The 26,975-nt window shown below is 69.3% G+C and carries 26 protein-coding genes, 4 tRNA genes and 1 pseudogene; 20 read left to right on the top strand and 11 right to left on the bottom strand.

All coding sequences use genetic code 11. From position 1 onward, the window contains the following. The first annotated feature begins 16 nt into the window (after positions 1–16). Positions 17–1,156 (top strand): alkaline phosphatase family protein, encoded by a 1,140-nt coding sequence (locus QM720_RS12065; protein WP_415126843.1) that lies wholly within the window; start codon positions 17–19, stop codon positions 1,154–1,156. Here the strand turns inward: QM720_RS12065 and sepH are convergent. Next, entirely contained in the window at positions 1,153–2,175 is a 1,023-nt protein-coding gene (gene sepH, locus QM720_RS12060; protein ID WP_415126841.1) for a septation protein SepH, read from the bottom strand. The genes QM720_RS12065 and sepH overlap by 4 nt on opposite strands. A 220-nt stretch (positions 2,176–2,395) precedes the next feature. On the opposite strand from sepH, the gene QM720_RS12055 reads away from it, so the two are divergent. After that, on the top strand, positions 2,396–2,686 hold the full coding sequence (locus QM720_RS12055; protein ID WP_415126839.1) for a DUF4193 domain-containing protein: 291 nt from the start codon (positions 2,396–2,398) through the stop codon (positions 2,684–2,686). Here the strand turns inward: QM720_RS12055 and QM720_RS12050 are convergent, their stop codons facing one another. After that, positions 2,687–3,172: a DUF3093 domain-containing protein gene (locus QM720_RS12050; protein WP_415126837.1), complete on the bottom strand. Its 486-nt coding sequence runs from the start codon at positions 3,170–3,172 to the stop codon at positions 2,687–2,689. 3 nt (positions 3,173–3,175) lie between these two features. Between QM720_RS12050 and dut the strand changes: the two genes are divergently transcribed. From dut to dxs, 5 genes are all read left to right on the top strand, one after another. Next, positions 3,176–3,625: a dUTP diphosphatase gene (dut, locus tag QM720_RS12045; protein WP_415126835.1), complete on the top strand. Its 450-nt coding sequence runs from the start codon at positions 3,176–3,178 to the stop codon at positions 3,623–3,625. After that, entirely contained in the window at positions 3,622–4,209 is a 588-nt protein-coding gene (locus tag QM720_RS12040) for a DUF3710 domain-containing protein (protein ID WP_415126833.1), read from the top strand. The genes dut and QM720_RS12040 overlap by 4 nt, the downstream gene beginning before the upstream one ends. Continuing rightward, positions 4,206–4,949 (top strand): DUF3159 domain-containing protein, encoded by a 744-nt coding sequence (locus QM720_RS12035; RefSeq protein WP_415126831.1) that lies wholly within the window; start codon positions 4,206–4,208, stop codon positions 4,947–4,949. Before QM720_RS12040 ends, QM720_RS12035 begins: the two co-directional genes overlap by 4 nt. Before the next feature lie 150 nt (positions 4,950–5,099). Beyond that, positions 5,100–7,934 carry an aconitate hydratase gene (locus QM720_RS12030; RefSeq protein ID WP_415126829.1) on the top strand — a complete coding sequence of 945 codons (2,835 nt, stop codon included), beginning with the start codon at positions 5,100–5,102 and terminating at the stop codon, positions 7,932–7,934. Between the two features lie 237 nt (positions 7,935–8,171). Continuing rightward, positions 8,172–10,133 carry a 1-deoxy-D-xylulose-5-phosphate synthase gene (gene dxs, locus QM720_RS12025; RefSeq protein WP_415126827.1) on the top strand — a complete coding sequence of 654 codons (1,962 nt, stop codon included), beginning with the start codon at positions 8,172–8,174 and terminating at the stop codon, positions 10,131–10,133. Positions 10,134–10,169: 36 nt separating this feature from the next. On the opposite strand, the gene QM720_RS12020 is transcribed toward dxs, so the two are convergent. The 5 genes from QM720_RS12020 to QM720_RS12000 all read right to left on the bottom strand — a co-directional run bounded on the left by QM720_RS12020 (position 10,170) and on the right by QM720_RS12000 (position 16,316). Continuing rightward, complete coding sequence (locus QM720_RS12020; RefSeq protein WP_415126825.1) at positions 10,170–10,898, bottom strand: TetR/AcrR family transcriptional regulator; 729 nt, start codon at positions 10,896–10,898, stop codon at positions 10,170–10,172. Between the two features lie 201 nt (positions 10,899–11,099). After that, entirely contained in the window at positions 11,100–13,253 is a 2,154-nt protein-coding gene (locus QM720_RS12015; RefSeq protein WP_415126823.1) for a 3-hydroxyacyl-CoA dehydrogenase NAD-binding domain-containing protein, read from the bottom strand. A 5-nt stretch (positions 13,254–13,258) separates the two neighbouring features. Further along, on the bottom strand, positions 13,259–14,461 hold the full coding sequence (locus tag QM720_RS12010; protein WP_415126821.1) for a thiolase family protein: 1,203 nt from the start codon (positions 14,459–14,461) through the stop codon (positions 13,259–13,261). 72 nt (positions 14,462–14,533) lie between these two features. After that, on the bottom strand, positions 14,534–15,730 hold the full coding sequence (locus QM720_RS12005) for a ribonuclease D (RefSeq protein ID WP_415126819.1): 1,197 nt from the start codon (positions 15,728–15,730) through the stop codon (positions 14,534–14,536). Then, a complete protein-coding gene (locus QM720_RS12000; RefSeq protein ID WP_415126817.1) occupies positions 15,723–16,316 on the bottom strand; it encodes a DUF3000 domain-containing protein in 594 nt (197 codons plus the stop codon). Before QM720_RS12000 ends, QM720_RS12005 begins: the two co-directional genes overlap by 8 nt. Positions 16,317–16,341: 25 nt before the next feature. Between QM720_RS12000 and QM720_RS11995 the strand changes: the two genes are divergently transcribed. From QM720_RS11995 to QM720_RS11980, 4 genes are all read left to right on the top strand, one after another. After that, a complete protein-coding gene (locus QM720_RS11995) occupies positions 16,342–17,571 on the top strand; it encodes an alpha/beta hydrolase family protein (RefSeq protein WP_415126815.1) in 1,230 nt (409 codons plus the stop codon). Between the two features lie 47 nt (positions 17,572–17,618). Further along, entirely contained in the window at positions 17,619–18,581 is a 963-nt protein-coding gene (zapE, locus tag QM720_RS11990) for a cell division protein ZapE (RefSeq protein WP_415127922.1), read from the top strand. 186 nt (positions 18,582–18,767) lie between these two features. Continuing rightward, a complete protein-coding gene (locus tag QM720_RS11985; RefSeq protein ID WP_415126813.1) occupies positions 18,768–19,979 on the top strand; it encodes an ammonium transporter in 1,212 nt (403 codons plus the stop codon). 82 nt (positions 19,980–20,061) lie between these two features. After that, the gene (locus QM720_RS11980; RefSeq protein WP_415126811.1) at positions 20,062–20,655 is read left to right on the top strand and encodes a type II toxin-antitoxin system PemK/MazF family toxin; all 594 of its coding nucleotides are present in this window, start codon (positions 20,062–20,064) and stop codon (positions 20,653–20,655) included. An 83-nt stretch (positions 20,656–20,738) separates the two neighbouring features. On the opposite strand, the pseudogene QM720_RS11975 reads toward QM720_RS11980, so the two are convergent. Next, a pseudogene (locus QM720_RS11975) lies at positions 20,739–20,999 on the bottom strand (hypothetical protein); the annotation flags it as partial. A 614-nt stretch (positions 21,000–21,613) separates the two neighbouring features. On the opposite strand from QM720_RS11975, the gene QM720_RS11970 reads away from it, so the two are divergent. The 8 genes from QM720_RS11970 to QM720_RS11935 all read left to right on the top strand — a co-directional run bounded on the left by QM720_RS11970 (position 21,614) and on the right by QM720_RS11935 (position 26,068). Then, complete coding sequence (locus QM720_RS11970; protein ID WP_415127920.1) at positions 21,614–22,315, top strand: hypothetical protein; 702 nt, start codon at positions 21,614–21,616, stop codon at positions 22,313–22,315. Further along, positions 22,312–22,956, top strand: coding sequence for a hypothetical protein (locus tag QM720_RS11965; RefSeq protein ID WP_415126809.1), 645 nt, complete (start codon positions 22,312–22,314; stop codon positions 22,954–22,956). The genes QM720_RS11970 and QM720_RS11965 overlap by 4 nt, the downstream gene beginning before the upstream one ends. An 11-nt stretch (positions 22,957–22,967) precedes the next feature. Then, positions 22,968–23,243, top strand: a complete 276-nt coding sequence (locus QM720_RS11960; protein ID WP_415126805.1) for a hypothetical protein — start codon at positions 22,968–22,970, stop codon at positions 23,241–23,243. 580 nt (positions 23,244–23,823) lie between these two features. Beyond that, a complete protein-coding gene (locus QM720_RS11955) occupies positions 23,824–24,105 on the top strand; it encodes a hypothetical protein (RefSeq protein WP_415126803.1) in 282 nt (93 codons plus the stop codon). Positions 24,106–24,163: 58 nt separating this feature from the next. After that, complete coding sequence (locus tag QM720_RS11950) at positions 24,164–24,457, top strand: hypothetical protein (protein WP_415126801.1); 294 nt, start codon at positions 24,164–24,166, stop codon at positions 24,455–24,457. A gap of 268 nt (positions 24,458–24,725) precedes the next feature. After that, positions 24,726–25,352: a type VII secretion system-associated protein gene (locus QM720_RS11945; protein WP_415126799.1), complete on the top strand. Its 627-nt coding sequence runs from the start codon at positions 24,726–24,728 to the stop codon at positions 25,350–25,352. Positions 25,353–25,434: 82 nt separating this feature from the next. After that, the gene (locus QM720_RS11940; RefSeq protein WP_415126797.1) at positions 25,435–25,770 is read left to right on the top strand and encodes a hypothetical protein; all 336 of its coding nucleotides are present in this window, start codon (positions 25,435–25,437) and stop codon (positions 25,768–25,770) included. A gap of 22 nt (positions 25,771–25,792) precedes the next feature. Then, positions 25,793–26,068: a hypothetical protein gene (locus tag QM720_RS11935; protein ID WP_415126795.1), complete on the top strand. Its 276-nt coding sequence runs from the start codon at positions 25,793–25,795 to the stop codon at positions 26,066–26,068. 86 nt (positions 26,069–26,154) lie between these two features. On the opposite strand, the gene QM720_RS11930 is transcribed toward QM720_RS11935, so the two are convergent. From QM720_RS11930 to QM720_RS11920, 3 genes are all read right to left on the bottom strand, one after another. Further along, positions 26,155–26,229 (bottom strand) — tRNA-Val (locus QM720_RS11930). Between the two features lie 28 nt (positions 26,230–26,257). After that, positions 26,258–26,328, bottom strand: a tRNA-Cys gene (locus tag QM720_RS11925). A 53-nt stretch (positions 26,329–26,381) separates the two neighbouring features. After that, positions 26,382–26,454: transfer RNA gene (locus tag QM720_RS11920), tRNA-Gly, on the bottom strand. A 350-nt stretch (positions 26,455–26,804) separates the two neighbouring features. Between QM720_RS11920 and QM720_RS11915 the strand changes: the two genes are divergently transcribed. After that, positions 26,805–26,880 (top strand) — tRNA-Val (locus QM720_RS11915). Positions 26,881–26,975: the final 95 nt, after the last annotated feature.

The raw sequence follows: 26,975 nt of genomic DNA, 5'->3' as shown, positions 1-26,975 counted from the left end.
TGCGAGACTGGCCCCGATGTCCCTCACCCTACCCGCGGACCCTCCGTCGGCCCGGAGCCTCACCGGTGTCGTGCCACAGCTGATCGGCTCGCTGTCGGGCACGCCCGGCTGGTTCGCGCCGGCGCGATCGGCGATCGTCGTGCTCGTCGACGGACTCGGCCGCCTCAATCTGTCGGCGCGGGCCGGCCATGCGCGCTTTCTCACCTCGCGCATGACGAAGAAGGATGCCGCGCGCACCGTCTTCCCGGCGACGACGGCGACGGCGCTCACGAGCCTGCTGACGGGGGCCGACGCGGGCACGCACGGCATCGTCGGGTACCGCACCCGCGTCCCGGGCACGATGCAGACGCCCAACCAGCTCAAGGACTGGCAGCCCGGCGGCCCCCTCGACCCGCTGACGTGGCAGCGGGCGCAGCCGCTGCTGGAGCGCGAGGCGGCGGCCGGCCGGCCGGTGTTCGTCGTGTCGAAGGCCTCCTATGCCGGCACGGGCTTCACCCGCGCGATCCAGCGCGGGGCGCGGTTCGTCCCCGCCGCGACGGCACCCGAGCGGCTGGAGGCCGCCGCCGCCCTCGCCGCCGACCATCCGGGTGCGCTCGTCTACGCCTACCTCCCCGAACTCGACACGATCGGCCACGCCCGCGGCTGGGAGTCGGGCGCCTGGCTCGCGGGGCTCGAGGCGGTGGATGCCGGCATCCGTCGCCTCCACGAGCAGCTCGACGACGGCACGGGTGTCGTCGTCACGGCGGATCACGGCATGGTCGACGTGCCGCGCCACGGCCACGTGCTGCTGCGGGGCGGCGACGCGCTGCTGGAGGCCGTCGAGCTCGTCGCGGGGGAGCCGCGGATGCTGCACCTGTACGCCGCGGACGGCGCCGCAGAAGCGGTCGCCGCGCGGTGGCGGGCCGCCGAGAGCGCGCGGGCGTGGGTGATGATCCGGGCCGAGGCGATCGGTGCGGGGCTGTTCGGCGCGCGGGTCGCCCCCGACGTCGCCCCGCGCATCGGCGACGTGCTGATCGCGGCGCGCGGCGCCGTCGCGTACTACGACGACCGGCTCGCCGACAAGAAGGCGCAGGGCATGATCGGCCAGCACGGATCGCTGACCGACCAGGAGCGGATCGTGCCGCTCATCCGCCTCGGAGCGTTCGCGCGGCCTTAGCCGTCTTCCGTGCGGGCGCCGAAGACGATCTCGTCCCACGACGGCATCGAGGTGCGTCCGGCCTTGCGTCGCGAGGCATCGCTGACGACGGTCTCCTCCAGCACCTCGTCGTCGAACTGCTCGTCGGCGACGTCGTCATAGCCGGGTTCGAGGGCGTCGAACAGGGCGACGGGCGTGTGGTGGCGCCCCTCCGCCTCTTCCGTCGGCATCGGCTCCCGCTGCCCGCGACGGCGGCGCAGCGCTTCGAGCAGGTCGGCGGTCTCGGCCGAGGTCACGGCCTGGTCGGGCGCGCGCTTGATGGCGGCCTCCTGCACGGCGGGGGCGACCACGGTGCGCATCTCCGGGCTCACGATGTCGGCATCCGGTTCGATGCGGCGCGGGCCGAAGGCTCCGGAGTCGAAGCGGGACGCGTCTTTCAACGGCGACGAGTCCAGCGCGCGCAGGCGGGGGATCAGCCCCTCCGGCAGCGAGCCCTGGCGCGACAGCTGCGTGGCGTCGGCGTTCTGCGGGGCGAGGCTGCTGCGGCGCGGGTCGAAGCTCCAGCGCGCATCGTGGTCGACGTCGTTCGCCGTGAACTCGAGCTTGACGATCCAGCTCGCCTCATCCTTCCAGCTGGTCCAGCGTTCGCCGACGGCACCGGCCTCGGCCAGCTTGGCGCGCACGGCGACGCCGAACGTCGGCTGCGAGCCGGAGTCGAACTCTCCCGCGAGCAGCACCGGCACGGCCAGCGCCTGGCCGACGATGTGCTCGCGCTCGGCGAGCACGGGCGGCTCGAATCGCTGCACGTCTTCGAGGCGCGCGCCGAGCAGCTCGGCCACCTCTTCGGCCGACAGCCCGGCGCGGATGTGCGACTGGATCTCGCGGGGGCTCGGGCGCGCCGTGCGCGGCTCGGCCTCGCGCTGCGCACGCCGCAACTGGGCCCGCAGCGTCTCGTCGACCGCGAGGGCGAAGCGTTCTCCCGATTCGGTCGCCACGACGAGGGCGCCCTCTTCGATCCCGATGACTTTGAGCTGCTCCATGCGAAACACCCCTCCAATTGCGTGTGCGGCCATGCTGACACAGGGCATCGGCGAGGCCGGGAATATCGCGGGCGCGCCGCGAGTTTCACGGGACGCACCCGCCGAAAGCGGGGGGATGCGCACCGGGCATTTGCGAAAAGCGGAGTCGTCGTGCAAACTATCGCCGCCGCTAGTGGCACACCCCGGCAGGCACCTGGAACCACCTGGAAGATTTGAGAGCATGGCGACCGACTACGACGCCCCCCGCAAGACCGACGACGACAGCGAGTCGATCGAGGCCCTCAAGGAGCGCGTCCCCGACAAACTGTCGGGTTCGGTCGACGTCGAAGACGCCGACAACCCTTCGGGCTTCGAACTGCCCGGCGCCGATCTGTCGGACCTCGAGCTCGACGTCGTCGTGCTGCCGCCGCAGGAAGACGAGTTCACGTGCATCGAGTGCTTCCTGGTGAAGCACCGCACTCAGATCGACCACGAGACCGCCGCGGGGGCCGTCTGCGTCGAGTGCGCCTGATCAGCGCGCCCCAGCCTGCGCCCGGCGGATCGCCGCCACGACGCGCTCGGGCGTGCGGGTGGAGAACACCCACTCGCTGACCGGATCGCCCTCGTCGAGCACCGCGACCCGCACGACCGGGTCGATGCCGCCGCGCAGCACGTGCCACGCCGTGCCCGACAGCTCCGGCCCGCGCGCTGCCCGCGCGTCCTCGCCGCTCAGGCCCACCGGGTCGCCCAGCAGCCCGACCGGGATGTGCGCACGCCCGACGAACAGCTCGCCATCGCGCACGGCGACGACCGGCGAGGTCGCGACGAGCAGCCCGATGAACGCCACCGCGACGGCGACGCCGGCCAGGAGCGCGACGACGGAGTTCAGCGGCACGAACACGAGCGCGACCATCGGTGCGACGACCGCGGCGCTCAGCAGCGTCCACAGCGACGGGCTGAGCCGCTCGCGGTACGCGGCGGCAGGAGCGGGTGCGGTGGCGATGTGCATTACCCTCATGGAGTGATCGAATCCGTGGACGTTCCCATTATCGCGGCGCAGCTCCCGGTCTACGCGCACCCCGGTGACGCGGGCGCCGATCTCGTCTCGACCGAGGCGCTGCGCCTCGCACCCGGGCAACGGGCGCTCGTGGGCACCGGTGTGCGCATCGCCCTGCCCGACGGCTACGTCGCCTTCGTCGTGCCGCGCAGCGGACTGGCGGCCCGGCACGGCATCACGATCGTCAACGCGCCCGGCACGGTGGACGCCGGCTACCGCGGTGAGATCAAGGTCGCGCTGCTGAACACCGATCAAACCGAGGCGTACGACATCGCGGTGGGAGATCGCATCGCACAGATGATCGTCATGCCGGTGCCCCGCGCGCGGTTCATCCCGGTGGACGAACTGCCCGCATCGCCGCGCGGCGAGGGCGGCTTCGGTTCCACCGGCTACCAGACAGGAGTCACCCCATGAGCGACGAGGCATCCGACAAGGCGGCCCCCGCCGACCGCGCCGCGGCCGGCCCGTTCGACGAGTCCGAGGCGAACCCGGTGCGCCCCTACATCGACCTCGGCGGCATCAAGGTGCTGCCGCGCGAGGGGCTGAACCTGCGGCTCGAGGTCGAGGAGCAGACCAAGCGCATCGTCGCCGTCGGCCTCGACTACGCCGACTCGACGCTGCAGGTGCAGCCGTTCGCCGCGCCGCGATCGAGCGGGCTGTGGGACGAGACGCGCGAGCAGATCCGGCAGCAGATCCGGCAGCAGGGCGGCCGCGTCGAAGAGCGCGACGGCCCCCTCGGGCCCGAGCTGCTCGCCGAGGTTCCCGTCGCCGCGGGGCCCGATGCCGTCGCCGGCAAGCGCCTGGCGCGCTTCGTCGGCGTCGACGGACCGCGCTGGTTCCTGCGCGGCGTCATCGGGGGAGCCGCGACCGGCGACGTCGAGGCCGCCGAGAAGGTGGAGGAGCTGTTCCGCTCGATCGTCGTCGTCCGCGGCGGCACGCCGATGCCGCCGCGCGACCTCATCCCGCTGAAGATGCCCGCCGCCCCGGGCACCGCGTGACCGGCGCGCCCGAGCCGCCGGCGTCGGACGAGCCGACGCAGCCGACGGCATCCGAGATCCTGGCTCAGGCGCTCGGCGGTGCGGCGCGCCGCGCCGGGTTGGACCCTGCCGCACCGTCGACCACCGGCCATGTCGTGTGGGCCGCGATGGGCGGCTGGCGCGGCGTGCTCGAATCGGTGCTGCCCGGCCTCGCCTTCGTCGTGCTGTTCACCGTGACGCGGGAGCTGGTGCTCTCACTCGTCATCTCGGTGGGGCTCGCCGCCGTGTTCACGGTGATCCGCCTCGTGCAGCGCTCGCCCGCCACCGCGGCCCTGGGCGGACTGATCGCGACGGCCGCCGCCGCCGCGCTGGCGCTGTGGACCGGGCGCGGGCAGGACAACTTCGTGCCGGGGCTGATCACCAACGCCGCGTACGGCACAGCTTTCCTCGTCTCCGCCCTCGTCGGCTGGTCGCTCATCGGCCTCGCCGCGGGGTTCCTCATGAACGAGGGCGTGGCCTGGCGCGGCGACCCGCGCAAGCGCCGGGTCTTCTTCTGGCTCGCGATCGCCTGGGCGCTGCTGTTCTTCGCCCGGCTGGCGGTGCAGCTGCCGTTCTATCTCTCCGGCGACGTCACGACGCTGGGCACCCTCAAGCTCGTCATGGGACTGCCGCTGTTCGCTCCGCTGGTCGCCGTGACGTGGCTCGCCGTGCGGGCCGTGTACCCCCGGCATCCATCGTCGGAGCAGACCCCCGCAGCGTGATAGATTTATCTTGATGTCGAGATAAATCCCTCGATCTTTCCCGGTTAGGCAGACCTCACTAGCCCGTGACGGCGTGGGCGGGGAAGATGGAGCACGCAGGCCTCGGTCCTGCATCCGCCAACGTAATCCGCCAACGCAAGGAGCGCAGACGTGTCCACTGTTGACAGCTTCGGAGCCAAGAGCACCCTGACGGTCGGCGGCACCGACTACGAGATCTACCGCATCGACAAGGTCGGCGGGTACGACAAGCTCCCGTTCAGCCTCAAGGTGCTGCTGGAGAACCTGCTGCGCACGGAAGACGGCGCGAACGTCACGAGGGCGCAGATCGAGGCGCTCGGCAACTGGGATGCCGACGCCGAGCCCGACACCGAGATCCAGTTCACGCCGGCCCGCGTCGTCATGCAGGACTTCACCGGCGTCCCCTGCATCGTCGACCTCGCCACGATGCGCGAGGCGGTCACCGCCCTCGGCGGCGACCCGGCGAAGATCAACCCGCTCTCGCCCGCCGAGATGGTCATCGACCACTCCGTCATCGCCGACCTGTTCGGCACCGAGAACGCCCTCGAGCGCAACGTCGAGATCGAGTACGAGCGCAACGGTGAGCGCTACCAGTTCCTGCGCTGGGGCCAGACCGCCTTCGACGACTTCAAGGTCGTCCCGCCGGGCACCGGCATCGTGCACCAGGTGAACATCGAGCACCTCGCGAAGGTCATCTACGACCGCGTCGGCCGCGACGGCGTGCTGCGCGCCTACCCCGACACGTGCGTCGGCACCGACTCGCACACCACGATGGTCAACGGCCTGGGCGTGCTCGGCTGGGGCGTCGGCGGCATCGAGGCCGAGGCGGCCATGCTCGGCCAGCCCGTGTCGATGCTCATCCCGCGCGTCGTCGGCTTCAAGCTCACCGGCGACATCCCCGCCGGCGTCACCGCGACCGACGTCGTGCTGACGATCACCGACATGCTGCGAAAGCACGGTGTCGTGGGCAAGTTCGTCGAGTTCTACGGTGCGGGCGTCGCCGCGGTGCCGCTGGCCAACCGCGCGACGATCGGCAACATGAGCCCCGAGTTCGGCTCGACCGCGGCCATGTTCCCGATCGACGACGTCACGCTCGACTATCTGCGCCTCACCGGCCGCGACGAGCACGCCGTGGCCCTCGTCGAGGCGTACGCCAAGGAGCAGAAGCTCTGGCACGACGCCGCGCACGAGCCGGTGTTCAGCGAGTACATGGAACTCGACCTCGGCACCGTCGTGCCCTCGATCGCCGGCCCCAAGCGCCCGCAGGACCGCATCCTGCTCTCCGAGGCCAAGGAGCAGTTCGAGAAGGACATCCTCAACTACGCGACCGCCTCGACCTCCGACTCGATCGTCGATCTCGACGCGGTGGAGTCGTTCCCGGCATCCGACCCCGGCCAGGTGCCGGGCGTGGAAGAGCCCATCACGCACGAGATCCTGATCTCGTCGGGCGCGCCGGCGGCATCCAAGCCGGTGAAGGTCTCGCCGCCCGAGGGCTCGCCGTACATCCTCGACAACGGCGCCGTGACGCTCGCCGCGATCACCTCGTGCACCAACACCTCGAACCCGTCGGTCATGCTCGCGGCCGGCCTTCTCGCCCGCAAGGCGCGCGAGAAGGGTCTGAAGCAGAAGCCCTGGGTCAAGACGACGCTCGGCCCCGGCTCGAAGGTCGTCACCGACTACTACGAGAAGTCGGGCCTCGACAAGGACCTCGAAGGCCTCGGCTTCTACACCGTCGGCTACGGCTGCACGATCTGCATCGGCAACTCCGGCCCCCTCATCGAAGAGGTCTCGACGGCGATCAACGACAACGACCTCGCCGTGACCGCGGTGCTCTCCGGCAACCGCAACTTCGAGGGCCGCATCAGCCCCGACGTGAAGATGAACTACCTGGCCTCGCCGCCGCTCGTCGTCGCGTACGCACTGGCCGGGTCGATGCACTTCGACTTCGACACCGACCCGCTCGGCACCGACACCGAGGGCAACGACGTGTTCCTCAAGGACATCTGGCCCTCGCCCGACGAGGTGCAGGAGGTCATCGACTCGTCGATCTCGCGCGAGCAGTTCATCAAGCAGTACGCCACCGTGTTCGACGGCGACGAGCGCTGGAAGAGCCTGCCCACGCCCGAAGGCCCCATCTTCGAGTGGGATGCCGACTCCACGTACGTCCGCAAGGCTCCGTACTTCGACGGCATGTCGATGGATCTGACCCCCGTCTCCGACATCCACGGCGCGCGCGTCATGGCGACCCTCGGCGACTCGGTCACGACCGACCACATCTCGCCCGCGGGCAACATCAAGGCCGGCACGCCGGCCGCGCAGTACCTGACGGCGCACGGGGTGGGGCAGAAGGACTTCAACTCCTACGGCTCGCGCCGCGGCAACCACGAGGTGATGATCCGCGGCACGTTCGCCAACATCCGCCTGAAGAACGAGCTGGTCTCGGCGGTCAACGACGGCGCGATCGTCGAGGGCGGCTTCACGCGCGACTTCACCCAGCCCGGCGGCCCGCAGTCGTTCATCTACGACGCGTGCGAGAACTACGCGGCGCAGGGCACCCCGCTCGTCGTGTTCGGCGGCAAGGAGTACGGTTCGGGCTCGTCGCGCGACTGGGCGGCGAAGGGCACGTCGCTGCTGGGCGTCAGGGCCGTCATCACCGAGAGCTTCGAGCGCATCCACCGCTCGAACCTCATCGGCATGGGCGTCGTGCCGCTGCAGTTCCCCGAGGGGCAGTCGTGGAAGACGCTGGGCCTGGACGGCACCGAGATCGTCTCGATCGAGGGGCTGGAACGGCTCAACGAGGGCGTCACGCCCAAGACCGTGCGCGTGACCGCCTCGCCGAGCGAGTTCTCGCCCGAGGGCAAGCAGACCGTCGTCTTCGATGCGAAGGTCCGCATCGACACGCCCGGTGAGGCCGACTACTACCGCAACGGCGGCATCCTGCAGTACGTGCTGCGCTCGCTCGTCTGAGCCGTGGCGCCCCGCAGGGCACCTGGCGTCGACACCGCCTCTGCTCACATCCGCAGAATCGGAAATCCGTCGCGGAATCGGAGGGATCCAGCCGCGCCGTCCGATTCTGCGAGGATTCTCCGATTCTGCGAGTTCGCCGACGCGTCGGTCGAGCGCCTTGCGCACCGACCCGAGGCCGCCGGCATCCGAGACGATGGATGCCGGGTCGCCCGGGCGCCCGGTGCGTAGAATCGAGGAATGAGCCTGCTCGCATCGATCCGCGGTCCGCGCGACCTCGACGGGCTCACTCCGCAGCAGTTGGAACAGCTCGCGGCCGAGGTACGCGCCTTCCTCATCGAGAACGTCGCACGCACGGGGGGTCACCTGGGGCCGAACCTCGGCGTCGTCGAGCTGACCATCGCGCTGCACCGCGTGTTCGACTCGCCGCAGGACCCGTTCGTCTTCGACACGGGGCACCAGTCGTACGTGCACAAGCTGCTCACCGGCCGCCAGGACTTCAGCGCCCTGCGGTCGCGCGGCGGGCTCGCCGGCTACCCGCAGCGCTCCGAGAGCGTGCACGACGTCGTCGAATCCTCACACGCCTCGAGTTCGCTCAGCTGGGCCGACGGCGTCTCGCGCGCGCTCACCCGCACCGGCCGCAGAGACCGGCACGTCGTCGCCGTCGTCGGCGACGGCGCACTGACCGGGGGCATGACGTGGGAGGCGCTCAACAACATCTCCGACGACAACGACCGCAACCTCGTCATCGTGGTCAACGACAACGGCCGCTCGTACGCGCCGACGATCGGCGGCATGGCGCGCTATCTCAACCGCATCCGCACGACCGAGCGCTACGAGAGCCTGCGCCGGGGCTCCGATTCGCTGTTCCGCACGTTCGGCCCGGTCGGACGTGCCGTCTACCGCGGCGTCCGCGGCGGCACGCACGGCTTCCTCTCCCGCTTCGCGAACAACGCCGCGCTGTACTCGAACCTCGACATCAAATACCTCGGACCGATCGACGGCCACGACCTCGTCGCCTTGGAGGAGACGCTGCGCCTCGCGAAGGCCTATCGCGCCCCCGTCATCGTCCACGTCATCACCGAGAAGGGTCGCGGCTACGAGCCGGCGCGCAACGACGAGGCCGACCAGTTCCACGCCGTCGGCAAGATCGACCCGACGACGGGCGAGCCGCTCGGCTCGACGGATGCCGTCGCCTGGACCGACGCGTTCGCCGAGGCGCTCGTGGCGGCCGGGGAGCGGCGGGACGACGTCATCGCGGTGACCGCGGCGATGCTGCGGCCCACCGGGCTGCAGCCGTTCGCGCAGCGCTTTCCCGGCCGCGTGTACGACGTCGGCATCGCCGAACAGCACGCCGTCGCGTCGGCGGCGGGCATGGCGTTCGGCGGCCTGCATCCGGTCGTCGCGATCTACGCGACCTTCATGAACCGCGCCTTCGATCAGGTGCTGATGGATGTCGCGCTGCACCGCGCCGGGGTCACGTTCGTGCTCGACCGCTCCGGCGTCACCGGTCCCGACGGCCCCAGCCACCACGGCGTGTGGGATCTCGCGATGCTGCAGCTGGTCCCCGGCATCCGCATCGCCGCGCCCCGCGACCAGGCGCGGCTGCGCGAAGAGTTCGACGAGGCCATCGCCGTCGACGACGCCCCGACCGTCATCCGCTTCCCGAAGGGCGCCGTCTCGCCCGACCAGCCGGCCCTGGAACGCCTGGACGACGGTGTCGACGTGCTGTGGCGCGACGGCGCCGAGGACGTGCTGCTGGTCGGGATCGGCCCGATGACGCAGTTGGCGGTGGAGGTCGCCGAGCGTCTGCGTGCGCAGGGGATCGGGGCGACCGTCGTCGATCCGCGCTGGGTCGTGCCGGTGCAGCCGTCGGTCGTGCGCCTCGCGGCATCCCATCGCCTGGTCATCACGATCGAAGACGGCATCCGCGTGGGCGGCGTCGGCACGCGCGTACGGCAGGTGCTGCGCGAGGCGGGCGTCGACACCGCGGTCGACGAGCTGGGTCTGCCCGACGAGTTCATCGACCACGCGACGCGCGAGCAGATCCTCGACGACGCCGGGCTGTCGGCGGCCAAGATCGCCCACGACGTCGTCGCCCAGGTGCTGGGTACCCGCATCCCCGTAGCCCGGCCCTCCGCCGACACGGGCGCGATCTGGACGGCATCCGACCACGAGGCGCCCCGCGACGCCCGCACCTGAGCACGCCCTCGCGCTGTCGAAATCAGCACGCGCGCCTCATTTTTCGGCAGCGCGAGCAGGATTCGACAGCGCGAGCGCATCGGCAGGGTGCACCCGCACCTCGGCGATGAGCGACAGGAGGTCGCGTACCAGGGGGCGCACGAGCGGCAGCCGGACGAGCGGGAGTGTGGTGCCCAGCAGCGTGAGCCCGCGATCGAGCAGGCGCCGGGTGCGCTCCTGGCCGGGGGAGCGGTCGTACACCCAGAACAGCGCGAGCAGCAGATGACCGAGGAACAGCGCCGACGGCAGCGTCGCGACGATGTCGCCGGGCAGCCTGTGACGCGCGCCGCGGACGGCGGCCGCGAAGAGCTCCTCGGTGATCTCGCGCGCCGGTGCGGACTCGGCCGACAGCGGGTTGATCTCGGAGCGCGGCGCGACCGCCGCGGCGAGGAACTCGCCCGCGTGGGCGTGATACGGCGCCAGCTGGTCGAGGCCCGTGCGATACACGACGGCGAGCCGGTCGATGAGATCGTCCACCCCGTCGAGCGCGGGCATCGCGGCAGCCCGATGCCGCTGCTGCACGTCGAGATACAGCTCCTGCACGAGCAGGCTCTTCGACGCGAAATGGTAGTTCGTCGTCCCCACCGAGACCCCGGCCTCGGCGGCGATGCGACGGATCGTCGTCGCGTCGTACCCCTCCTCGCGGAACGACCGCAGCGCGATCTCCCTCAGCAGCGCGCGCGTGCGCTCGCTCTTCGTCTGGCCCTCGACCGCTGAACTGAACATGTTCGGAACCTAGCACAGCGAGCCGGATGACCGCGGCGTCGTGCCACCGGTTCGTCGACCCCGCCCCTTACCGTCGACCCTGCCGTTTGCGAACGGTATGCAGGGGGCCGGGTCGTGCGCAACCGGCAGGCTCGACGAAGTGCAGCGCCGGCCGGGGCGCGGTCGGGGGGCGAGGCCGCGGAGGCGTGGAACGGCGGAGACCTAGATCCCGCGGATCGGCGGGTGGTGGAAGGTGTCGCCGAACACGCGCTCCGACGCGCCCTCGCGGTCGAGGTAGGGCGACGCGCCGCCGTCGATGAAGGGCCAGCCGGCGCCGAGGATGAGGCACAGGTCGATGTCCTCGACCTCGGGGACGACGCCCTCGTCGAGCATGAGCCGGATCTCCTGCGCGAGCCCGTCCTGCACGCAACGCAGGATCGTCTCGGCGGATGCCGGCTCCGACCCCACGTGTCCCTTCAACAGCTTTTCGGCGGCCTTCGTGAACCCGGTCACGCGCCCGCCCTTGTCCTTTTCGACGACGGCCGGCAGCTCCGCGAGCTCGTGGAGGTTCTCGTTCGCGTAGAACCGGTCGGGGAACGCGCGCACCATCGTGTCCTGCACGTGCGCGGCGACCTTCCAGCCGACGAGGTCGATCAGCTGGAATGGCCCCATCGGCAGCCCGAGCGGCGCAAAGGCCTTCTCCACGTCGCCGACCGAGGTGCCCTCGTAGACGGCACGGGCGGCCTCGCCCATGACCTTCGCGAGCAGGCGGTTGACGACGAACCCGGGCGCGTCCGCGGTGAGCACCGCGTTCTTGCCCAGGCCGCGCGCGACGACGAACGCGGTGGCGAGGGCGGCATCCGTCGTCACGGACGTCTTGATGATCTCGATGAGCGGCATGACCGCCACCGGGTTGAAGAAGTGGAATCCGACGAGACGCTCCGGGTGCGCGAGCTTCGCGCCGATCTCCTCGACCGACAGCGAGGAGGTGTTGGTCGCGAGGATCGCGTCGTCGGCGATGATCTGCTCGATCTCGCCGAACACCTGCTGCTTGACGCCGACCTCTTCGAACACAGCCTCGATGACGAAGTCGCAGTCGGCGTAGAGCGACTTGTCCGTCGTGCCGGTGACGAGCCCGCGCAGCCTGTTCGCCGTGTCGTCGTCGAGGCGGCCCTTCTCCTGCAGCTTGCCGATCTCGTCGTGGATGTAGGCCACGCCCCGCTCGACGCGCGCCTGGTCGAGGTCGGTGATGAGCACCGGCACCTGGAGCTTGCGCACGAACAGCAGCGCGAACTGGCTGGCCATGAGCCCCGCGCCGATGATCCCGACCTTGGTGACCTTCCGGGCGAGCTCGCGATCGGGGGCACCGACCGGCCGCTTGGCGCGCTTCTGCACGAGGTCGAAGGCATACATGGATGCCGCGAACTGATCGCCCGTGACGAGGTCGGCGAGGGCTTCGTCCTCACGCGCGAAGCCCTCGGCCTTGCTGCCGCCGCGCGCCTTGTCCAGCAGGTCGAGCGCGACGTAGGGCGAGCGGGGGACCGTGCCGATCTTCGACTCGAGCATGCCGCGGGCCATCTTGATCGCGATGGGCCACTTGGTCAGGCGCTCGATCTTGCCGGGCTCGTTCTTGCGCGAGGCCTGGACGGTGCCGCCGAGGATGCCGTCGGCCCACAGCAGAGAGCTCTCCAGGAAGGTCGCGGGCGGGAAGATCGCGTCGGCGATGCCGAGGTCGAACGCCTGCTGGGGCTTCAGCATCCGGTTCTGCTTGAGCGGGTTGCTGATCACCACCTCCAGCGCGTTCTCGATGCCGATGAGGTTCGGCAGCAGGTAGGCGCCGCCCCAGCCGGGGATGATGCCGAGGAACACCTCGGGCAGCGCGATCGCCGCGGCCGAAGAGTCGACCGTGCGGTACGTCGAGTTCAGCGCGATCTCCAGCCCCCCGCCGAGGGCGAGGCCGTTGATGAACGCGAACGACGGCACGCCCAGTTCGCCGAGCCTGCCGAGCACGGAATGCCCGAGCTGCGCGATCAGCCGTGCGTTGTCGCGCGAGCCGACCCGGGTGATGTCGGACAGGTCGGCACCGGCGGCGAGGATGTACTGCTTGCCCGTGATCGCGACGGCGGCGATCTCGCCGGCGGCGGCGCGGGTCTGCAGCGCGTCGAGCGTCGCCCCCAGCTCGGTGAGCGTCGCGGGCCCGAGCGTATTGGGCCGCGTGTGGTCGCGGCCGTTGTCGAGGGTCACGAGCGCGAGCACCCGACCGCTCGGCAGCGTGATGTCGCGGACGACCGAGTGCGTGACGACCTCGCCCTCGGAGAGGGCCTGGAGGGGCGCGAAGTCGACGCCGGCGTACTGTGCGGAAATGGTGTCGGTCATCGCGATCAGCGCTTCTTTCCATTGTAGTGCGGGTTCTCCCAGATGATCGAGCCGCCCTGCCCGAGGCCGATGCACATGGCGGTGAGGCCGTAGCGGACGTCGGGGCGCTCGGCGAACTGCGCCGCGAGCTGGATCATGAGGCGCACCCCGGACGCGGCGAGCGGGTGGCCCAGGGCGATCGCGCCGCCCCACTGGTTGACGCGCGGGTCGTCGTCGGCGATGCCGAAGTGGTCGAGCAGCGAGATCACCTGGATGGCGAACGCCTCGTTGAGCTCGAACAGCCCGATGTCGGAGATCTTCAGGCCCGCCTTGCGCAACGCCTTCTCGGTCGAGGGGATCGGGCCGATCCCCATGATCTCGGGCTGCACCCCGGCGAAGGCGAACGACACCATGCGCATCTTGGGCTTCAGGCCCAGTTCCTTCACGGCGGCGCCGCCCGCCAGCAGCGACATCGTCGCGCCGTCGGTCAGCGGCGACGACGTGCCGGCCGTGACGCGGCCGTGCGGGCGGAAGGGCGTCTTCAGCCCCGCGAGGTCGTCCATCGTGGTCTGCGGGCGGCGGCCCTCGTCTGCGGTCGCGAGACCCCACGCGCCGTCGGCGCCCTTGATCGCCACGGGCACGAGGTCGGGCTGGAACTTGCCCGCCTCGTAGGCGGCCTGCGCCTTGTGCTGGCTCAGCATGCCGAAGCGGTCGCTGCGCTCCTTCGTGAAGTGCGGGAAGCGGTCGAAGATGCGCTCCGCCGTCGCGCCCATGTTGAGGGCGTTCGGGTCGACCAGCTTCTCGGCGACGAACCGCGGGTTGGGGTCGGTGTTGCCGCCGATGGGGTAGTGGCCCATGTGCTCGACGCCGCCGGCGAGGGCGACGTCGTACATGCCCGAGCCGATCGCGCCGCCCATCAGGGCGACGCTGGTCATCGCGCCGGCGCACATGCGGTCGATCGCGAGGCCGGGCACCGATCGGGGGAGCCCGGCGAGGATCGCCACCGACCGTCCGAGGGTTAGCCCCTGCTCGCCGGTCTGGCTCGTGGCGGCGATCGCGACGTCGTCGACCCGCTCGCCGGGCACGAGCGGGTTGCGCGCCATCAGACCGATGGTCGCCTTGACCGCAAGATCGTCCGCGCGGGTGTTCCAGTACATGCCCTTCTCGCCGGCACGACCGAACGGGGTGCGCATGCCATCGACGAAGTGGACGTCCGAGAGCTCGGCCACACTGCCTCCAAGGTTTGGGATTGAGTCCAGCCTACGGTGAGACTCAGTCTCGCATAATCGCTTGGAACGATTCTACGACACGGCCTCGGACGCGTCCCCGCGCGTCTGGACGGATTCGACAAACGCCTGCGCGATCACCGGGGCCGTCAGCGCGACCTGCCAGGGCCGTGCGCCGTGCGCGACGAGCGCGTCGGCGATGGATGCCGCATCCACCTCGTCCGGAGGATGCCACGCGATCCGCCGCAGGGTGTCGGGGGTGAGCAGGTTCTCGGTCGGCATCCGCAGGTCGGCGGCGAGCTCTTCGACGAGCGGGCGCGCCGCCTTCAGCCGCAGATCGGCGGCCGGGTTGCGGTCGGCCCAGGCGCGGGGAGGCGGCATCCCGTCGCCCGGCCCCCGTTCCGTCGGCAGCGCCGGATCGGCGCGGCCGGCCTCGATCGCGGCCCACCACCGATCCAGCTGCGTGCGGCTGGCCCGGCCGGTGAACTCCCTGATGCGTGCCAGCTCCTGCTTGCTCGCGGGGTCGGCGACGACGGCGGCCACGAGCGAGCGGTCGGGCACGAGGCGGCCCGGCGCGGTGTCTTCTTCGCGCGCGTACTCCTCGCGTGCCGTCCACAGCGCCCGCGCCACCGACAGCGCGCGCCGGCCGCGTACGGTGTGCAGCCCGCTGAGCCGGCGCCAGGGCTCCTCGCGCGCGGGCTTGAGCGGGCGCGTGCGCACGGTCTCGAACTCCTGCGCGGCGATCTCGGTCTTGCCCTGCTCGGCGAGCTCGGCCACCAGGGCGTCGTACACGTCGACGAGGTACAGCACGTCGAGCGCCGCGTATTCCAGCCACGGCTGCGGCAGCGGCCGCGTCGACCAGTCGGCGGCCGAGTGCGCCTTCGCGAGCGTGATGCCGAGCGTGTCCTCCACGACGGCCCCGAGCCCGACCCGCTCGTGTCCGAGCAGTCGCGCCGCCAGCTCGGTGTCGAAGATGCTCGGCGGCTCCAGCCCGTCTTCGCGCAGCGAGGGCAGGTCCTGGCTCGCGGCGTGCAGGATCCACTCCGTGTCGCCGATGGCCTCCTGCAGCGCGGTGAGGTCGCCGATCGCCGGGGGATCGAGGAGGAACACCCCGGAACCGCGCCGGAACACCTGGATCAGATATGCGCGCTGCGAGTAGCGGAACCCCGACGCGCGTTCCACGTCGACGGCGACCGGCCCGGTGCCTGCCGCGAGGCGCCGCGCCGCGTCGGCGAGACCAGCGGCGTCGGCGATGACGTCGTATTCAGCCACGACCACCTCTGCGCTGCCCGCCGAACACGGCGATGCCCTCCGACCCGGGCGGCAGCCCCGCGAGCATGCACACCAGTTCCGCCCACGCGGCGACGTGGGCGGTGAGATCGCCTGCGGGCGACCACGACGCGCGCAACTCGATCTGCGCGCCGTCGCCCTCGGCGGCCAGCGAGCCGAATCCCTTCGACAGGGTCTTCGTCGCCGTGCCCGACGCGGAGTGGAAGTCGGCGCCGCGCGTGGCCAGGGCGTCGACGAGCCACGACCAGGCGACGTCCGCGAGCATCGGGTCGATCCCGATCTCCGGCTCCAGCGGCGCCTGCGCGAAGCACACGATGCGCCACGGCCCGTTCCAGGCGTCGGGTGCGGCGGCGTCGTGCAGCAGGATGAACCGCCCGGTGCCGTATTCGGAGTCGAGGCCGTCGGCATCCGGCCGCACATCGCCGGCGAAGGCGATCGCGTCCGGGGCGAGCGAGGTGGGCGCGGCGATCTCGCGGACCGTGAAATCGGTGCGGAACTCCATCGCGCGCAACGCATCGGCGACGTCGCCGAAGGTCGCAGAGGCGAGAGGGGGACGGGCTTCATCCACGGTCTCACACTAGAATGAACCCACGATGAAGGCATCCAGGCGCGCCGTTTCCGGCGGCTCACGATTCGAGCGCACGGCGACCCTGCATATTCTCCTGCGCACGGCCGCTCTCGTCCTGTCCACGATGCTGGCGGCGACGTCGGCGCTGCTCGCCCTGCTCGTCGTGCGCATGGCCCGCCGGGTGATCACGCCCGCCGCGCGCCCCGCCGACACGCGGATCATCGACATCGACGTCCCCGCCCAGACCATCACCCTCGCGCGCACGCCCGACACGGTGCTGCCGGGCCGGTACGGACTGATCACGGGCGGTACGGCGGGCTATGTCAAGGTCGGCTCGGTGCTCTCCAGCGACGCGGAGACCGTCAAGCGCAAGCTTCTCACCCAGGTGACGGCGGACTCGTCGATCTCGGCGGATGCCGCCTTCAGCGGCTGGTACTACGCGCGCCCGGAGGAGTTGCATCTGCCGTTCACGACCGAGTACGTGCACGCCGCGATCGGCGCCTGCCCGGCCTGGCTCTTCCCCGCGGAGGACAGCGACACCTGGGTCATCCAGATTCACGGGCGCGGCACGACGCGGACCGAGTGCCTGCGGGCCGTGCCGGTGTTCCACGCCCTCGGCATCGCCTCGCTGCTCGTCTCCTACCGCAACGACGGCGAAGCGCCGCGCACGCGCGCCGGGAGCTATGCGCTGGGGGCGACGGAGTGGCGCGACGTCGACGCCGCGATCGGCTGGGCGCGCCGTCACGGGGCGCGGCGCGTCGCGCTCATGGGCTGGTCGATGGGCGGCGCGATCGCCCTGCAGACCTCGCTCAGCTCGGCGCACCGCGAGCTCATCGCCGGCGTCATCCTCGACTCGCCGGTCATCGACTGGCGCACCGTCCTCACGTTCCAGGGCAAGGCTCTGGGCGTGCCCGCGCCCGTCACGGGTCTCGCGATCGGCGCGCTGCGCGCCGACTGGACGACGCCCGCCACCGGCGCGGAGGGGCCGATTCCGTTCGACCGGCTCGACATCGTCGCGCGCGCGGGGGAGCTCCGGCATCCGATCCTCATCCTGCACAGCGACGACGACGGCTTCGTGCCCTCCAGCGCGTCGCACCGGCTCGCCCAGACGCGGCCCGATCTCGTCGAGCTTCAGGCGTTCACGACGGCACGGCACACGAAGCTCTGGAACTACGACCAGCAGCGCTGGACCGACGCCATCGGCGACTGGTTGCGCGCGCACGACCTCGCCCCGACCGAGGGAGCGTCGCAGTGACGACCGTGCAGCTGGCCGACCGGCATCCCGAGGTCACCGGCCCCGAAATGGTGGCGGCCCTCGTCCCGCCGCCGCAGTTCGACGGCGCCACGTTCGAGACCTACCGCGCCGACCCGGCCTATCCGTCGCAGCAGGAGGCGAAGGATCTGCTCGTCGCCTTCAGCCGCCCGGGGGCGCCGGCCGAGCGCGGTGGCCTGTTCCGCCGGCCGAAGAAGGCGCCGGAGCTGAAGCCGGGCGTCTATCTCGACGGCGGCTTCGGCGTCGGCAAGACGCACCTGCTGGCCGCGATCTACCACGCCGTGCCCGCCCGCCGGAAATACTTCGGCTCGTTCATCGAGTACACGGCGCTGGTCGGCGCGCTCGGATACCAGAAGACCGTCGAGCTGTTCCGCGGCGCCGACCTGCTGTGCATCGACGAGTTCGAGCTCGACGACCCCGGCGACACGATGGTCATGACGCGGCTGCTGGGCGAGCTCGTCCCGACCGGCACCCGGCTCGCGGCGACCTCGAACACGCCGCCGAACGCGCTCGGCGAGGGCCGCTTCGCCGCGCAGGACTTCCTGCGCGAGATCCACGCGATGGCCGCGAGCTTCGAGACCATCCGCATCGACGGCACCGACTATCGCCAGCGCGCCCTCGACGGACACGCGATCGCGCTCGACGCTGCGGCGTACCGGGCCGCGATCGCGGATGCCGCGACCGACGGCGTCACCTCGGACGACGCCTTCGGCGACCTCGTGCGGCACCTTGCCACCGTGCATCCGTCACGCTACCTCCGGCTCATCGCGGGGGTCGACACGATCGGACTGCGCGACGTCGTGACGCTGGACGACCAGTCGGCCGCCCTGCGGTTCGTCGCGTTCGTCGACCGCGCCTACGACGCGCAGGTGCCAGTGCGGGCCACGGGGGAGGTCATCGACCGGGTGTTCAGCGCCGACATGCTGGCCGGCGGCTACCGCAAGAAGTACCTGCGCGCGATCTCGCGCCTGGTCGCTCTGACGCATTCGTGATGCCCTTCGCGGGGGATTCCACCCTTCGCGAAACGTGATCGTAACGGTGCAGGCCGGGACGTAACCTGCCGGACATGTCTGTCGTACCCGGATGGAAACCAAGTCTCGCGATGCTGGCAGGGCAGCCTCCCGACCCGAAATCCGGAAGCTGTGTCCCATCACTCGAAACACGTGAGGTTACACCCAATGGACACAGGAGCATTCGCCTGGGCGATCACGGCCACCGCACTGGTGCTGTTCATGACCCCCGGACTCGCCTTCTTCTACGGCGGCCTGGTCAAAGCCAAGAGCGTCGTCAGCATGATGATGATGAGCTTCGGCGCGCTCGGACTGATCGCCGTGCTGTGGATTCTGTACGGCGCCAACATGTCAGTCGTCGACGGCGTCTGGAGCTTCTCCGGCAACCCGTTCTCCGACTTCGGCCTGGCCGGCATCGCCGGTGACAGCGAAGCCCTCGTCGGCACCGCCTTCGGCGCCACCTTCGCCATCATCACCGTCGCCCTGATCTCCGGCGCGATCGCCGACCGCGCCAAGTTCGGCGCGTGGCTGATCTTCGCCGGCATCTGGGCGACCGTCGTCTACTTCCCGGTCGCGGCCTGGGTCTGGGGCGGCGGCTGGATCCTCAACCTCGGCACCTCGATGGGGCTGTCGGCGGAGGTCATCGATTACGCCGGCGGTACCGCGGTGCACATCAACGCCGGTGCCGCGGCCCTGGCGCTCGCACTCGTGCTCGGCAAGCGCGTCGGCTTCCAGAAGGGCATCCAGAAGCCGCACAACGTGCCGCTGGTCATGCTCGGTGCCGCGATCCTGTGGTTCGGCTGGTTCGGCTTCAACGCCGGCGCCGAGTTCCTCGGTGACTTCAGCGGCGCGGGTCTGATCGTCCTCAACACGCTCGGTGCGACCGCCGCCGCAATTCTCGGCTGGATTCTCGTCGAGAAGCTCAAGGACGGCAAGGCGACCTCGGTCGGTGCCGCCTCGGGCGCCGTGGCCGGTCTCGTCGCCATCACCCCCTCGTGCGCCAACCTCGCACCGGGGTGGGCACTGCTGCTCGGTGCCATCACGGGCGCCGTCTGCGCGCTCGCGATCGAGATCAAGTGGAAGCTCGGCTTCGACGACTCGCTCGACGTGGTCGGCATCCACCTCGTCGGCGGCCTCATCGGCACGCTGTACCTGGGCTTCTTCGCCACCGACACGGGCCTGTTCCTGGGCGGCAACGCCGACCAGCTGATCGTTCAGACGATCGCCGCGTTCTCGGTGCTCGCCTACTCGTTCATCGTCGCCTACATCATCGGCATCGCGATCGAGAAGACGATCGGTTTCCGCGTGAAGAACGAGGACGAGATCGCCGGCATCGACACCGTGGTGCACGGTGAAGAGGGCTACGCGCTCGTCGACTGAATCCGCAGGACACGCATCGCGAGGGCGTCGGGCTTCGGCCCGGCGCCCTTCGTGCGTGGCGCGGGATTGCTACGGTCGTTGCATGGCCGCGCGCGACAAGAACAGCAACCTCACCGGTCTTCCCGGGTTTCTCAACGGCATCGCCGGCCTGTTCGGCGTGGGCGCGACCGCCCAGTCCCGTACGGCTCAGCCCCGCGCGGGGCGCGCGGAGGCCGGGGCGGCTGCCGCGGCATCCCTCGCGGTCAGCCCGGGGCAGGGCGGTTCGTCCGCCACGCGCGAGGTCGATCCGCCCGGTCGCGACGGGCTGCGCATCACGTACGCCCCGCAGCGCGACGGCGATCCGGATGCCGGAGAGGTCGTCTGGACGTGGGTGCCCTATCAGGAGAACGACGGGCGCGGGAAGGACCGCCCCGTGCTCGTGATCGGGCGGCAGGATGCCGATCGCGTCTACGCCGTGCGCCTCACCAGCAAAGCCCACGACGGCGACCGCGACTTCCTGCCGATCGGGCCGGGGTCGTGGGACTCGCAGGGCCGGCCGTCGTGGGTCGACATCGACCAGCTGTACAGCGTGCACGCCGACGGCATGCGCCGCGAGGCGTCGGCGCTCGATCTCGACCGTTTCGCGGTCGTCGCCCAGGCGTTGCACGCGCGGTACGGCTGGGCCGCGGGGGAGTGACCCGCGCTCAACGCCTTCGCGAACACCTGAGAAGGCTGAATCACCTGCAGAGCGCCAGGCCAGAATCCACCGTCACAGAGCGCCTATGCCTCGCCGGCCGTCTCTTTGCGGGCTTGCGCCCGTTGTGAGAGTCTCCAGAGAACGCCGCAGACCGCCAGAACGCCGAGAATGACCAGCACCTGCACCTGATTCTGGACCCAGATCAGCTGTTGAGGCCCAGCGACCGCATCGGCAACGAGTATCGCTGCGATGACCAGGTTGCGGATGATGAGGGGAGCGCCGACCCTTTGCCGCACGACGCTGCCGAAGCATCCGCAGTCCGCCACGACGCCCCGACGGATAGCCGAGAACGCGACGTCCGCAAACCGGTAGCAACGACGAAGAGTTCACGTCGGGATGCGGATCGACGGATGACCGGGAGCGGGTTCGTGACCTGTTGGCCGAGACGGTGGAGATCCCGATTGATATGTCCCCTCGCCGAGCGCCTGCCCGCTGTGTTCGATGCGATTCTGGATGCTCAGGTGGTGCAGCTCAGGGTCATCCTCCGGCAAGCGTGGGGTTGCTTAATTGCGGGTGTAGCGACCCCCGTCGCCGGAGATCCGCCCGAGTGATGCGCCACCTACCGGCGGAACCGCTCAGTGCGCTTGGCTCGGTGCGGGAGGTCGGCTGATGGACATTGCGGAACTCAGGCAGATCGTGCGTGCGGAGGATCTTGACGAGCCTCTGCTCTACGGCGTCGGTCCCCGTCAGCCGGAAGGGGTCGTGCTCGACAGAGAGGGCGCCGCACTGGACAGTGATGCCCGGTCGGCATCCGCTGTCTCTCGACGCCCTCAGCGCGTTGCGGCGGATGTTCACCGACAACTGGCGCTGAGCTCTTCAGACGACGATGGGGAGTTCTCCCCATCGTGGCTGAGTCGCCGCGCCCCGTAGGGTGGGAGCAGGAGGTAACGCCGTGGGGATGATGCTGCCCAATGAGCTCGTGTGGGTATTGGAGAAGCTCGGCTTCGAGTGGCCCGACATCGATGAGGACGAGGTGTCCAAGGGCGCCACGCTGGTGCGCAACCTGGGTCAGGATCTCGAGCAGGTGATCCAGGCTGTCGATCGGCAGGTCAACAACGACCTGGGTGCGGCGCTGCAGGGAAAGACCGGTCCGGCGGCGCTCGCGGCGTGGAACACGAACCGATCGCAGAACCTGCAGAAACTGGTCGACATCATGTCGCCCGCCGCTATGGCGATGGAGGTCGGTGCAGGGGCGATCACCGCGTTGAAGATCAAGGTGATCGTCGATGTGACCACCACCCTGGCCACCCTGATCGCGATGCTCACCAACCCGATCACCGCTGCCGGGGCCGGGCCGATGCTGCTGATCAAGAAGAAGCTGCTCAACGCGGCCGTCGATATCGCCGTCGAGCAGTTGATCGGGCAGGTCGCGCCGATGGCGATCGAACCCCTCGCCGAGCACCTTCCTGCGGTGATCGATGCGATCCTCGACGCCCCGCTGGTGGAAGGCGCCGTGGGAGACTCGGACGAGTTCCACGCGGACCTGGCCGCACTGGAGGACGCGCAGGCGACGATGAAGCTGCACTCCGCCGACATCCAAAGCGTGACCTCGACGTTCTTCGCGGAGTTCTCCGCCCTCGACTTCGGAGGAGACTCGTGAGCGCCCTGAAATCCGTCTTCCGCGAGCTCAAGCAGGCAGGACTGACCGGCTTCGCTTCACTCACACACAAGCTCCACCAGTTGTTCGACGCGATGGACAACCAACTCGACGACATCGTGAAGAAGCTCCGCGCACAGGACCACTTCGATGCGCTCGATACGCCAAAAACGCCCGATCACCCGCGGATCTCACCGCCACGGCCAGATGGCACCTACGAGCCGGGCACCCTTCCTTCGCTGGATGAGCTTCGCATTCTTACAAAGACTGACCCGGATACGGCCTACTACTGGTCCGGGCGTGACCTCAACGGTAACGGCGTCGGTCCGGAGGGATCGGGAATAGCCGAGCAGATGGCGACAGCGCGCGGTGGGCAGACCCTGGAGCAGACGCTTGCGGCGAACGGGGTCGATCCGCTCCCGGTCTGGAACGAAGCGGATAGCGAGTCCGTGCGTTTCTGGACCGACGCCTCTGCAGCGTTCGCCGAGAATGCCAACGGCACGGTTCACGCCGTTGTTGGCAGCGATCTGCGTCCCGGGAATATCTGGCAGACTGTTGAGGTTCCGCGGCTACTCGACAATCAGAACGTCACCAGCGTCATCGAAATAAACGTGGATACTGGGCTGTCGAGTCGGGTCAAGTGAGAGGGGGGACTATGACCGAGAACTTGAGCGACGCCATCGTCATGTACCTGAAGCAGTACCCGGGTAGCAACGACGAAGAATTCACGTCGAGATATGGATCGACGGATGCGCGTGAGCGGGTTCGTGCCCTGTTGACCGAGACCATGAAGCTCCCGATTGATATGTCCGGAAAGACGCTCGTCGAGATCGGGGCTGACGTGCGGTTCGCAATGCAGGAGCGCCATCCGGAGTTGTCCGACGCGGCACTCAAGAAGTTGGGCAACTACTTCACCTATCTCGTCCGGTGACGCGACCGGCACCTCAACAACGACCCGGGGGCGGCGCTGCAGGGAAAGATCGGTCCGGCGGCGGTCGATATCGCGATGGGGCACCTGCCCGCCGTGATCGATGCGATGCTGGATGCCCCGGTGGTGCAGCTCAGGATCATCCTCCGGTAAGTGTGGAGTTGCTCAGTACGCTTGGATTGGTGCGGGAGGTCGGCTGATGGATATTACGGAACTCAGGCAGATCGTGCGTGCGGAGGATCTTGACGAGCCTCTGCTCTACGGCGTCGGTCCCCGTCAGCCGGAAGGGGTCGTGCTCGACAGAGAGGGCGCCTCATGGCTGGTCTACGTTTCGAATGAGCGCGGTGGACGGTTGGATTCGACCGTACGCACTTTCGACAATGAGCCGGAAGCCATCGAACACGTGCTCGCGAAGGTACGTCAAGGGACCAGGTACCACCGTGGACTGCGGGGTCTGCCCCCGGGGCGCCGCACTGGACAGTGATGACCGCTCGGCATCCGCTCTCTCTCGACGCGCTCAGCGCGTTGCGGCGGATGTTCACGTAGAGCAGGCGGTGATGTTCTCCTGAATCTTGCCGAACTGATGCAGATCGTCGAGGACGAGCACCTCGATGTGCCGGTGTTGAACGGCGTGGGGCGGCTTCAGCTCGACGCGGTTGTGCTGGAACGACGTGGCGATGGCTGGACGGCGTACCTCGTCGACGAACGTGCGCAGCCGTTCGAGACCACGGTCAAGACCTTTGTCGACGAGTCTGACGCTCTCGACTACGTGCTACTGAAGCTTCGCCAGGTTGCCCGCGCTCGTCGGTCTCAGGCAGCGCTTCATGCAAAGCGTGCGGCAGCCGCGGACTCCGATGACTTCTGACTGACGCGCGCGTCAGGCGTCGGAGGTCGTCGGGTCGTGAACCGAGTCGAGTGGGGTTATGGACGAACTCTTGAGCCGAGCGCTCATTCAGCATGTGGGAAAGGGGCGTTCCCCGTTTCCGCTCAGTGATGACGATGCGGTCCGAGAGCTCGCGGATGCCGATGGTGACACGCTGCTTGCATGGGTGCGGGCTGTGGAGACAGAGATGATGTCGATCGAAATCGATTGGTCATCGCGCACGCTCTCCGACGGCGGCGACGAAGCGGAGCATATCCTCGCTCGGCGCCACCCCGAGTTATCTGCCGATGCACTGAACGCGCTGCGGTGGATGTTCACCTACAACTGGCGCTGAGCTCTTCAGACGACGATGGCGAGTTCTCCCCATCATCGTCTGAGTCGCCGCGCACCGTAGCCGCCGCGGGGCGATCACCGCCTTGAAGATCAAGGTGATCGTCGATGTGAACTTCCGCCTACCGATACACCGTCGACGCGACCATGCCCAACGGTCCGTTCAACCCCTCGTCGTATGCGCCCGAGCATGAAATCGCCTTTCAGGGCGGCATCGATGCGAAGGATGTCGTGGGCGCGCACCCGGTACTGCCGGGAGGTAACCTCGGCACATGGATTCCCAACCCGAACCATGGGGGTGCGAGGTGACCGATATCGATACCGAACCGGCCGACACGGATGCGACCCCGCCGCGTCCGGCGCCTCCCATCACTGCGGCGCTGCGCGAGGAAGCCAAAGCCCACCCCGGATCGTGGGTCTACGCGCTGGATCCGGGCTTCGCGGGCTCCGAGAATGTTCCCCCGGAGGGGATCGTCGGGGCCTGGCAATCGGACGAGGCTGGCGAGATCGGCAGTGAGTTCATGCCAAATCCACGGTACCGTCCCACGCCTCAGGCGCGGGGATGGGTCGAGCCCACGACCGCGCTGGAGCGCACTCTGCAACTCGTTCTGACAGGGTATCTGCCGTCCGAGCGCCTGTACCGGGAGTTCGCCGGGGCGGAGGTGATCGTCTTCGACCGAGATGGCGGCGGATTCTTCGTCGCCCCAGCGCTCGATGGCGGCGAAGTGGTGTACTCGTACAGCGACGCCGCTCGGGCCCGGGCCTCGGGCCACCCGGACAACCGCGTCGTCAAGGGAGGCGAGTTGGCGCGCGCGCTTCCCGATGGCGTGCGCATCGTGCTGAACCCCGGCGAGCCGGCGTCCGCCGTGCTTGAGCCGTCGGAAGTGCTCTCATCATGATTCAGAGCCCGCAGTTCGTGGAAGCCACGCGCGAGGGCGTGGTCGCGTCGGCATCCGTGTCGTGGAGTCTTGAAGGCGACACTTGGACGGTGTCGATCGTGTCGACGGCATTCGCACGGTGGAGGCTGACGGCGGGGATGCCTTCGAAGCGCTCTGCGTGGTGCGCGAGGTGCTCGACGAGCAGGGCTGGCACGTCGGGGTGGCCGGTGCGCAGCCCGATGTGTGGCCGAGCGGCATGGCGCGCGATCAGGGTGGCGGCTTGACCGCGTATCGGTGGGGCATTGAGGGTGTCGTCGGCGTCGTGGACACCTTTGCAGCGGTGCCGGCGCAGTCCACCGTGACCGTCGCCGACCAGAAACGCGAGACCGAGCGGCTCTTCGCAGAGATTGAGCGCGCCAACGCGGGCTCGGCGAACTGAGCGCCGCGCACGGCGGGGGATTGTGATCGAGGATCTGAGCGACGCCATCGTCATCTACCTGAAGCACTACCCGGGTAGCAACGACGAGGAATTCACGGTGCGATATGGGTCGACGGATGCGCGGCAGCGGGTTCGTGCCCTGTTGACCGAGACCATGAAGCTCCCGATTGATATGTCCGGAAAGACGCTCGTCGAGATCGGGGCTGACGTGCGGTTCGCGGTGCAGGAGCGCCATCCGGAGTTGTCCGACGCGGCACTCGAGAAGTTGGGCAACTACTTCACCTATCTCGTTCGGTGACGAGAGCGCCGACGAACTCTTGAGCCGGGCGCTCAGCCGTTGGGTGAGAAACGAAAGCCCCCGGGGTGACCCCGGGGGCTTTTTGGTGGTGCGCGATACTGGGATCGAACCAGTGACCTCTTCCGTGTCAGGGAAGCGCGCTACCGCTGCGCCAATCGCGCCCGTTCAGGGCTGTTCAGTTGTCATACGAGGTGGCGACGGGATTCGAACCCGTGTAAACGGCTTTGCAGGCCGGTGCCTAGCCGCTCGGCCACGCCACCGTGTGTGGTTCGAACCCCACGGCGTGATCTCTTGGAAGAGACCCCCGCACTCGAGCGGATGACGAGACTCGAACTCGCGACCCTCACCTTGGCAAGGTGATGCGCTACCAACTGCGCTACATCCGCGTGCTCCCTGGTTGCCCCGGGCGCTTGATCGACTTTAGTCCACTAATCGTGAAGTGCAAAACCGAACGGGCTCCGCGCGTGTCACATTCCGTGGTGTCGTGGAAGCCATCACTGCCGGCCGCTCCGCCGTCGCAGACGGCCCGGTTGCCCTCGGCATGAGAGCCACCCGCGTCAGGGGAGTGGATGCTGGCAGCTATTCCGCCAGTTCCACTGTCGCACGTGGCCCCTTGCAGCCCCGAGATGTGGGCCACATGCGCCTGGGAAATGTGTGCGCCTGCCGGGCGCACGACCAACGATTCGTCTGGAGGCCCGGCATCCGGTAGCATCGAGTCTCGGCCGCAAGCGGCCACGGGCGATTGGCGCAGTTGGTAGCGCGCTTCCTTCACACGGAAGAGGTCATCGGTTCGAGTCCGGTATCGCCCACCACAGAGAACCCCTGGTCATGCCAGGGGTTCTCTTGTTCTCAGGTGGTGCGGCTCGGCGGAGAGTGCCCGCAGAATCACCCCAAAACCACCCCGAGC

Origin of the sequence: Microbacterium sp. (assembly GCF_047602155.1) — a bacterium.
Classification (GTDB): Bacteria; Actinomycetota; Actinomycetes; order Actinomycetales; family Microbacteriaceae; genus Microbacterium.
The sequence above is the reverse complement of the archived record's forward strand: the minus strand, read 5'-3'. Positions and strand labels throughout refer to the sequence as shown.